Source organism: Bacteroides sp. 2201st1_D9_2201SCRN_220225 (genome assembly GCF_040928965.1).
In the GTDB taxonomy this organism is placed as follows: domain Bacteria; phylum Bacteroidota; class Bacteroidia; order Bacteroidales; family Bacteroidaceae; genus Bacteroides; species Bacteroides stercoris.
Genome location: NZ_JBCODG010000107.1, coordinates 1 through 9534, shown reverse-complemented (window position 1 = coordinate 9534; position 9534 = coordinate 1). Strand labels below are relative to the sequence as shown.

9 protein-coding genes and 1 pseudogene are annotated in these 9534 nt (G+C 42.8%); all 10 read left to right on the top strand.

Translation table 11 applies throughout. From position 1 onward, the window contains the following. Positions 1-82 precede the first annotated feature (82 nt). Positions 83-763, top strand: a complete 681-nt coding sequence (locus AB5903_RS20940; protein ID WP_195658349.1) for a flavodoxin — start codon at positions 83-85, stop codon at positions 761-763. A gap of 44 nt (positions 764-807) precedes the next feature. Beyond that, positions 808-1341, top strand: coding sequence for a flavodoxin (locus AB5903_RS20935; RefSeq protein ID WP_317326871.1), 534 nt, complete (start codon positions 808-810; stop codon positions 1339-1341). After that, positions 1338-2177: an aldo/keto reductase gene (locus tag AB5903_RS20930; protein WP_195658351.1), complete on the top strand. Its 840-nt coding sequence runs from the start codon at positions 1338-1340 to the stop codon at positions 2175-2177. Before AB5903_RS20935 ends, AB5903_RS20930 begins: the two co-directional genes overlap by 4 nt. A gap of 4 nt (positions 2178-2181) precedes the next feature. Further along, positions 2182-2757, top strand: a complete 576-nt coding sequence (locus tag AB5903_RS20925; RefSeq protein ID WP_195658352.1) for a flavin reductase family protein — start codon at positions 2182-2184, stop codon at positions 2755-2757. A gap of 709 nt (positions 2758-3466) precedes the next feature. Then, positions 3467-3760 (top strand): hypothetical protein, encoded by a 294-nt coding sequence (locus tag AB5903_RS20920; protein WP_195658353.1) that lies wholly within the window; start codon positions 3467-3469, stop codon positions 3758-3760. 32 nt (positions 3761-3792) lie between these two features. Next, positions 3793-4809 carry a fusion protein gene (locus tag AB5903_RS20915; RefSeq protein ID WP_368118227.1) on the top strand — a complete coding sequence of 339 codons (1017 nt, stop codon included), beginning with the start codon at positions 3793-3795 and terminating at the stop codon, positions 4807-4809. A gap of 87 nt (positions 4810-4896) precedes the next feature. Further along, positions 4897-6813 carry a ParB/RepB/Spo0J family partition protein gene (locus tag AB5903_RS20910; protein ID WP_195658355.1) on the top strand — a complete coding sequence of 639 codons (1917 nt, stop codon included), beginning with the start codon at positions 4897-4899 and terminating at the stop codon, positions 6811-6813. A 130-nt stretch (positions 6814-6943) separates the two neighbouring features. After that, entirely contained in the window at positions 6944-7183 is a 240-nt protein-coding gene (locus AB5903_RS20905) for a hypothetical protein (RefSeq protein ID WP_151934858.1), read from the top strand. A gap of 684 nt (positions 7184-7867) precedes the next feature. Further along, positions 7868-8302 (top strand): annotated as a pseudogene (mobA, locus tag AB5903_RS20900) (conjugal transfer protein MobA). Positions 8303-8394: 92 nt separating this feature from the next. Next, a partial coding sequence (locus tag AB5903_RS20895) for a hypothetical protein (protein ID WP_368118226.1) occupies positions 8395-9534 on the top strand: 1140 nt, incomplete at its 3' end.

Below are 9534 nucleotides of genomic sequence, written 5' to 3'. Positions count from 1 at the left end.
CAAAAAACCGTGTAATTGACTATATTTCAATAATTTCAAAGAACTATTTATCCACTTTTACGGGACAGTAGTGAATGTAAGTATGAAAAAGTATTTGATTTATCTGATGATGGCTGCGGCTGTCGTGACATTCGGTGCTTGTTCACCCGATGAAGACCTTGAACCCGAAACGCCCGGAATCGAAACTCCTGAAACGCCCGATGATGGGGAGGACGACACTCCCGAAAATCCCGATGAACCGGAAAATCCTGAAGAACCGGGTGATGATCCCGATACTCCGAGCGGTGACAGCAAGATTCTGGTTGCCTATTTCAGTTGGGGCGGCACAACCCAACGTATGGCACAGGAAATCGTCCGTCAGACAGGAGCAGACATCTTCCGTATTGAGCCGGTAGTACCTTATCCTACCGACTACACCAAATGCACGGAGATGGCTCAGGAAGAAAAGAATAATAACGCCCGTCCCGCCATCGCCGATGAAGTGGAGAACTGGGAACAATATGATACCGTGTTCATCGGTTGCCCCGTATGGTGGTGGACGACTCCGATGATTATTTGTACCTTTGCCGAAAGCTATGATTTCGAGGGAAAGACCGTCGTTCCGTTCTGTACCTATGCTTCGACCTACCGTAACGAAACGCTGGCACGTATCGTAGAACTTACTCCCGATGCCGACCACCTGACAGGCGAAGGATTGACAAGCGGAAGAATCAATGAACAGAACATTTCATCATGGCTTAAAGAGATTGGAGTAATTAAGTAATATATAATCGTAAAGTTATGCACATACTTAAATATATCATTGCAATGGCAGCAATTATAACTATGTCATGCAGCAGTACAGTACAAGCTCAAACAAAAACCGATAATAACATGAAATCGGTAATCGTATATTTCACACATTCCGGTAACACCGAACTTGCAGCCAAGAAAATTGCTGAAGTGACGGGAGCCAGAATGATAAGGCTTTTACCGGAACAGCCCTATTCGTCGGAAGATGTCAATTGGGTAAACGAGCAATCCCGTTGCACACAGGAACACATCAATCAGTCGCTCCGACCGGCTATTAAACCGATCGACATCGACTTCGCAAAGGTTGATACGGTATTTGTCGGTTTTCCCATTTGGTGGCACGAAGAACCGGCTGTTATCCGTACTTTTCTCGACAATTACGGTGAACAACTGAAAGGCAAGGTGATATTTCCTTTCTGCACATCTTACGAAAGCCCTATGTCGGAAGCCGATGCCACGCTAAAGAAAGGTCATCCTGCTTTGAAAATCAGAAAGGGGCTTCGTCTGCCTGCTAAATCAGAAGAAATTAAAAAATGGATATTTCAATGAATAAAGTAACATTAAACAACGGCGTCGAAATGCCCCAGATGGGCTACGGCGTCTATCAAGTTTCGCCTGCCGAATGCGAACGCTGCGTAAGCGATGCCCTGAAAGTCGGCTATCGGATGATCGACACGGCACAAGCCTATCACAACGAAGAGGGTGTAGGAAATGCCGTGCAAAAAAGCGGTATCGACCGTAAAGAGATTTTTCTTGTCTCGAAAGTGTGGATTTCCAACTATGGCTACGAAAAAGCGAAGGATTCCATAGACGAGAGCCTGCGCAAGTTACAGACGGATTACATCGACCTGATGCTTCTGCACCAGCCCTTCTGCGACCGTTACGGTGCATACCGGGCGTTGGAGGAAGCATATAAGGAAGGTAAACTCCGTGCTATCGGGGTAAGTAATTTCTATCCCGACCACTTCATTGACATTGCCAGCAATATGGGGATTGTTCCGGCAGTCAATCAAGTCGAGACACATGTCTTCGACCAGCAGATTGAAGCGCAGAAAATCATGGAGGAGTTCGGTACACATACCATGTCATGGGCTCCGTTTGCCGAAGGGCGGAACAGTTTTTTCACGAATCCGTTACTTGCCGGAATAGGACACAAGTACGGTAAGAGCGTGGCACAAGTAGCCTTACGTTGGCTTATTCAACGTGGTGTAGTCATCATCCCCAAATCGACACATATCGAATGGATGCAGCAGAATATCGATATTTTCGACTTTTCGCTCTCCGACGAGGACATGACTGCCATCGCCACACTCGATACGGGCAAAAGTCTTTTCTTCGATCATCACGATGCGGAAACGGCTCGTATGTTTATGGGATGGAGGTAATGAGATGAAAAAGAATATAGGAAATACACCCGTAGTCGCTCCGTTGCCCGTACTGATTGTGGCAACTTATGACGAACAAGGTACGCCCAATGCCATGAATGTAGCATGGGGCGGTCAATGCGGTTATCATCACGTTGCATTGAACCTCTCGCTGAATCATAAAACCACCGAAAACCTGAAGCATGCAAAGGCATTCACGTTGAGTATCGCCACCGTTGATACTTTGGTGTTGTCTGACTACTTTGGTCTTGTGTCGGGGTGCAAGGTGAATAAAATCGAGAAAGCCGGAGTTCACATTATCCGTAGCGAATTTGTCGATGCGCCTATCATCGACGAATATCCTCTGACGCTTGAATGTAAAGTTGTTGAAATGCAGGAAGCACTGGGAGAAATGCACGTTGTAGGTGAGGTCGTCAACGTACAGGCTGACGATTCTATATTGGATACACAAGGCAAGGTGGATTTTGGGAAATTGCAACCGATTTCATTCGATTCAGTATCGCGTTCATATCGTGTACTTGGAGAGATTGTCGGTAAAACATTCAAAGACGGATTAAATTTTTATCAACAGTTTGAATAAGTCTATAAATCAATAAATATATCAAAACTAAGGCACCAATTCTAAAGAATTATAAGTTGTAAACAATTAATAAAAAGAGTCATATCAAACTTTATAATTGAAGAATGATATGACTCTTTTTTTACCCAAATATGGCAGTATAATTCCTTATTTAAAATAACTCTTTTCTTCTTTTTTCAAAAAATACTTTTATATTTAGTGATAAAACTGTAGCTTTTTAATATTGTATTTTATACAAATTAGTTACAAGTCATTATCAATAAAACTATTCAAAAAACGTGCTTTTGAAAATATTGTAAGCCAAAAGAGGATGTAATAAATTCAGTACCCAATATGTATTTCTACAAAAATCCTAACTATTTTTGATTTTAATAGATGTAACATAATAATCTAAAGCCATCAAGCAATACCTCTTAAATCTTGCCGTATTTCAGTTCTCTTTTTCCCATATAGCCATTTCCTCATTTTTATCACCCTGTCAGTAACTTCACCTTGCGTGGTTCAGGGTGCGAAGCTACGAACGGGGCCCCTAAAAATCTGCAAGCCCGCTTCGCGCCCTACGGGTTTTGGCGAAAATTTTTCAATCCGTCCAGCCGAGCGGTTGAAAATTTTTCACCAAAAGCCTTGCATATTTTCTCCCCGTCCGTATCTGCCCCCTGAACCACGCAAGGTGAAGCCACCGACAAGGCATAAAAAAAAAGTCAATGTTATGAAAAAGAGAACTGAAATACAGCAAGATTTGAAACGAGGCTTCGGCTCCGCTCCAACCGGCATAAAATTTTGGGTGAAGTGGTCGTTGGGCGGCTTCGTGGTGTACGTGGCGGTGCGTTTCGTGTGTGCCTTTGTCGGTGGTGTGGCGGCCTTTTTGGGCGGTTGGTTGCCCATGTCGGCAGTTTTGGCGGTGGTGGTTTTCCTCATCCGTGCCGTGTGGCGCATCCTTTCCGCTTTCCTTTCCCTTTGCGTGCTCGCTCTTTTCATCCTTATTCTTTGCGTGATACTCTGACAGAATATGAATCATTTTAAAATCAAATCATTATGACTAAAGTACATTTATTAGGAGCTAACAGAAGTTACGACAGAAGCGTTCAGACCGTTTCAGTCAATCAAGTGGTAAAAATGGAAGGCTACAGCTATGACAGCTATGTGGTATATGAAGTAAGCCGTAACGAGTGGGGAATAACCTACCATCTTATCAATTTGCGGACACACGAGTTTCACACATCCGACCTTATCCGGCCATTATCGGCAAAATTCGGAATAGGCATCTATTACGATGATGCGAACCCCAAGTTTTTAGATCCGTTGGAAACAGCCGTTTTACTCACTAAGGCGAAAGAGAAAAAAGCCGAAGCGGAACGGAAAGCGGAGGAAGAACGGGAAGAATACGAGCGTATCGCCAAAATTGGTGCGAAACGGTTGCGCCCCCTTATCCCGACGGATGCAAAGGCGGTCATTATCGGCACACTACGTGTGAACGAATGCGACAGTTATACGGACTATTACGACTACAGTATAGCAAGAACCGTCATTTTAGGTTTTTCCAAGCATACACGCAACCTCTTTTCGGAGATGCGCAAACATGCCGCCAATTTTGAGGAAACGGCCTACTTAGCGGAATATAACGCAGATTACGAACACCGTGAAAATTACAGCATGGGAGACGGTATGTATTTGGGTGAGCACAAATATAGCGGTTGGACGATTGAGAAAGAGCCTATTTACGACCTTGAAAAGTTCATAGAACGGTATGCGCACACCGCAGGGGATGAAGCCAACCTTTGCATAAAAACACCGCAGACGGACAGCGATACGGTAGAACAGCCGACAGCAACCGCAGACCTTTCAATGTTCAATCTTGAAATCGTGGAATACAGCGAAAAGGCGATAGCCGTATTCGGTGACACCAAGCCGATAAAGAACGTTTTGAAAGACTTGAACGGCCTGTTTCGTGCAAACCTCACTTATAAGGGCGAAAGGCGTGCAGGGTGGATATATTCCAAGAAGCAGGAGACGAAAGTAAGGGAAGCACTCGCCACGTGCATTCATGTATGACAGCATGAACGGCAGGGCGGAGCAATCCGCTCGCCTTTCAGACGGAAAACTATTCAATTAATTATCAACATTTAAAAACTTATCATTATGAAGACGAACAAAAAAGTACAGAAATCAGAGAAAGAGACAGCAGTAAAAGTAACCGCTTTGGCAATCATCCCGAAGCCGATGAAGTTACTCACACCGCAGAACGTGCCCACGGCTACCGAAGTGACGGAAACACCCGAAGCAGCAACAGCCATACCCGTAACGGCAACCGTTTCCACCGTTACGAAAGAAACACCGCAGCAAGCCACGTTCAAGACACCGCTTGCAACGGCCACAGCCGAAACAGACCTTGATATTACCACCGTACACCCAAGCGCAGACAACCACCGCAAGACGTTCAATGACGCATCATTGCAGGAACTTGCGGAAAGTATTCGGGAAGTGGGCGTTTTGCAGGCCATTGCGGTACGCCCACGCACGGAAGGCGGTTATGAAATCATATACGGTGAACGCCGTTACCGTGCATCCTTGCTTGCAGGAGCAAAGACCATAAAGGGAACTGTTTACAACAATATAACGGACGATGAAGCGGAAGATATGTCATTAAGCGAAAATTTACAGCGTGAGGAAGTACGCTCGACTGAAGAAGCGAAAGCCTTCAAACGGTTGCTTGAAAAGGGACGGTATGATATTTATTCTTTGGCAGGACGTTTCGGACGGAGCGAGAAGTATATCTATACCCGATTGAAACTGAACGAACTCTATGCGCCTATCGGTGAACTGTTGGATAACGACACAATCACTATCAGCGTAGCCGAGGAAATAAGCACCGATGAACCCAATATCCAAAAGGACGTTTACGAGAAGCACCTCAAAGAGGGTAACGGTGACAATTGGACGGACTATACATTGAATCTTTTCAAAAGGCATTTTGAAAAATGCTACACCACCGACCTTGAACAATACAAGTTCGACAAGACGGAATGCAAGGCGTGTGTACACAACGCAGCGAATTACAACCTTTTTGCCGAGCATAACGGGTGCGGACACTGCACCAACCGCAAGTGTCTGGAAGCCAAGAACGCAGCCCATGTGGCAAAAGAGACGGAGAAACTTTTGAAATCCGATCCAAAGCTGGTTGTTGCACGCCCCTATTACGGAAGCCGTAACGATATGGCACTCCAAAAATTGGACAAGAAAGGACATGAAATCAAAGAACTTGATTACAACGTATCGGCACGTGAGTTTCCCAAAGCACCCGAAGCACCGAAGAAAGAGCAATATACCCGGCCGAAAGAGTACGAACAAGCGGTGCAGACATTTGAGCGCAGAAACGAGGAATACGCCCGAAAGGTGGAAGAACTTGGCCGCATGAAGGAGGAAGGCCGAATAAAGACCTATGTAAGGGTAGGACAGACAGAACCCGAACTCTGTTACGTGGAGATAAACAAGAAGGAAACCGCCCCCGTCACTATCGGGACATTGCAGGAAAGGGACAAACGTTTCAAACAGCTTTCTATCGAGAAGATTGTTGCCGACACGAAAAAGATTGTCCGAGAGAACGACTATCCCGAAAGCCCGTTCACGCAGTACGAGGACGGTATGGTTTATTTCGCCATGCTTACCCGACTGCAAAGGAAGCATTATCCGCTTTGCGGTATCAAAGACCAGCCCACCCCGTTGGACGAGAAACAGCGGATGAAAATCGTTGCCAAACTGACGGACGCACAAAAGACGGTAATCAGACGGGACTTCATCAGCCACTTCCTTTGTGAGAACGGCCACGGGGACAACAACGCATCCAAGCTGTTGAGGGACTTTGCGAACATGCACTTCCCCGACCAGTACGGACTTGCCAAAGCCACCCACGAGGAGGAATATCAGAAACGGCATGAACGTTTGGAGGAAAGGATAAAGGAAATGAAGAAAGCGGAAAAGCAGCAGGCAGCGGAAAAGACGGAGAAGAAAGTCACCGCCCCGAAAGCGGAGAAACCCGAAAGTGGAAAAGCCGCCTAAAGCCGAACAGAAAGCATGTGCCGGAGACAACATCCGGCACATCTTTTTTCCCGCCCCCAAAAAGAACAGAGGGCAGGGCCGGGCTACCCCACCCACACCGCCACCGTAAAACCTTTAAAAATATCAGCGTATGAAATATATAAGAATGTCCCCGAACGTGGAGTATTCCACCGACAGGGAGTTTTTCCTTGAACATCAAATCCTCTGCATCGTGAGCAGGGAAGGTACGAAGTTTTGCAGTCTGATAGAGAACCGTCTGTTCATGCGCTCCCAAAGCCGCCATATCAGCAAGCGGATGCAACTGCATATCATGTGTGAAATCCACGAGGACATCTGCCGCCTTCGCTATGGCGGCGAGCCCGTGGACTGACCTGCCACACCCCACACCTGAATACTCCCTCTTAAAAAAGTCAGATAATTCTTATATTGTTCTTCACTAATACAATAATATTAGATTTATTGATAACCGGATAAATAGCCATTTATCTGGTTATCCGTTCTGTTGTCTGTTTATTCGGTTAGCTATATAGCTATCTATCTATTTAGCTACATAGCTATTTAGCTATTCAGATATTCAAACGGCAACTCACATATCCATATAATCATATATCCATTCGGCCGAATATTTACTTATCTATTCGAGTAACTATCTTAATAATTGCCTAAATAGCAATTCAAATACCAGACCATTTACTTATTCAAATGGATAATTGGATAACTATCCAGCTATAAATAAACCTTAAAAGAGTATCTATAAAGTATTCCCTGATTTCAAAGTCATTCATTGGCGGGTGTTGGCGTGATACGCCATGATGGACGGACAGAAAAAACTATCTACCTTTGTCGCCGGGAGAGCGCAGCCCGTTCTCGAAAGAGAACGTAAAACAAATCCTTCAGACCTTTAAGCCGGCCCAGCCGGATTTTAATATGCGTCAGCATATAGCGAGGTGTACTTTGGGGCCCTCACTTGAAGTTCAGGCCCTCAAAGTCCCGGCCCGAAAGGTCTTTCGGGGTAAAGGTTCTCCCAAGTCGAACCTTCTAAAATATTTATGTCATGAAGAAAAGAATGCTTGTAAGAAACGAAGCAGGGCACAAAGTGCTCGCGGACCCACGGGGGCATCGCTACTCTGTGCGGTTGAGCAGTGAGGAAAATGAAAAATTCCTCACGATGTTTGAGCAATCGGGTATGAAGAACAAGGCCGAATTTATCTTTGCACGCATCTTCGGCTGAGAGTTCAAGGTGGTGAAAATTGATAAGGAAGCGCAGGAATACTACGCCCAACTCACAGCTTTCTATCAGCAATTCCGCAGGATAGGAAACAATTATAACCAATGTGTAAAGACTATCCACACTATTTACGGGGAGAAGAAATCGCTTGCGTTTCTCTATAAACTCGCCGAAGAAACCCGTAAACTGGAAGAAATATGCAGGCAGGTTATCGAGCTTACAAAGCGGTACGAGAAAGAGTATCTCACTAAAAAGGAATAGCAGTTAGTATTACATTGGATTTTGTTGTTCTAAATCCATAAAAATGACTATCTTTGTATTAACAGTTCTTTTTACAAATAAAATAGGAAACAATGGCAAATATTAGATTAAATATACTTCCCATAAAAAATAAACAGTTTTCTTTTAAAGTCTATCGAAAATTGAAATTAGAAGGAGATAAGAAAGAAGATAATACTTGGCTGTATAATTTACCTCAAGACATGGATATAAATGAGTATAGATCATATTGGATTTCGTTTATACCCAAAAATGAATTTGAAGAATATATTGTTGACTCAAATATGTCTATTGGTTTATCAAAAAAATACATATTTGAACAACTAGTAAAAGCTTTAAATGTTAATAAGCCAAAATTCGAATTTAAGGTAAAAAGATTGTTTACAGACTGTTTTGTGGATTTTATAATCAATAAATACGAAAAAGGAAACAAGATAATATATATGTGTCCATATTATTTAGAAGAACAAAATACATATGGATTTATTATTGATTTTAAATTTTCGAAGAACATTGATGTCCTATTTGATAAAGAAGTTCAGAAATTAAGTTTAAGTCTGGATGTCAATGGACGCAGTAATAAAAATTATTACTCAGATAAATTTAGAATTGTTCAAAACTTTATAACGGAAGTCTATGAGGGTATACAAAATATAGGTACTGAAGATGAGCCTATAGAAATAAGTCCTAACTTAGTTGAAACAACAGTCTTTCATTTGAATAAAAAAGAATATATTTTTAGTAATAATAATATATCAAGCTCTCAATTTCAAGGGATAAGAAATTATGGCGCATATAAAAATATTTCTAAAGAAGTAACATTCGCTTTTATTTTTGAAGATAGATTTAGATCATTTGCAAATGAATTATATTTGAGTTTAACGGGAAAATTGAATCCCGGTACCTTTCCTGGATTGGAACAAATGTTCAATATAAATATAAATACAAAGAATGTTAATCAAATAAAATTGGCGAATTATTCGTTAGAAGCGATGTCACAAGCTATAAATGAAGTGAAAACTTTGCAGAATAATAATCCAGAGAGAAAGGTTGTCGGTATTTATATAGAGGATTGTGCTGTTGATAGCGAAGATTTACCAGCATCTAATAATTATTATTATTTGAAATATCATTTTATTAAAAACAATCTACCTTTGCAAGTTGTAAATTATAGGAAATTAGGAGAACGTAACTCTTTAAAATGGTCTACATCA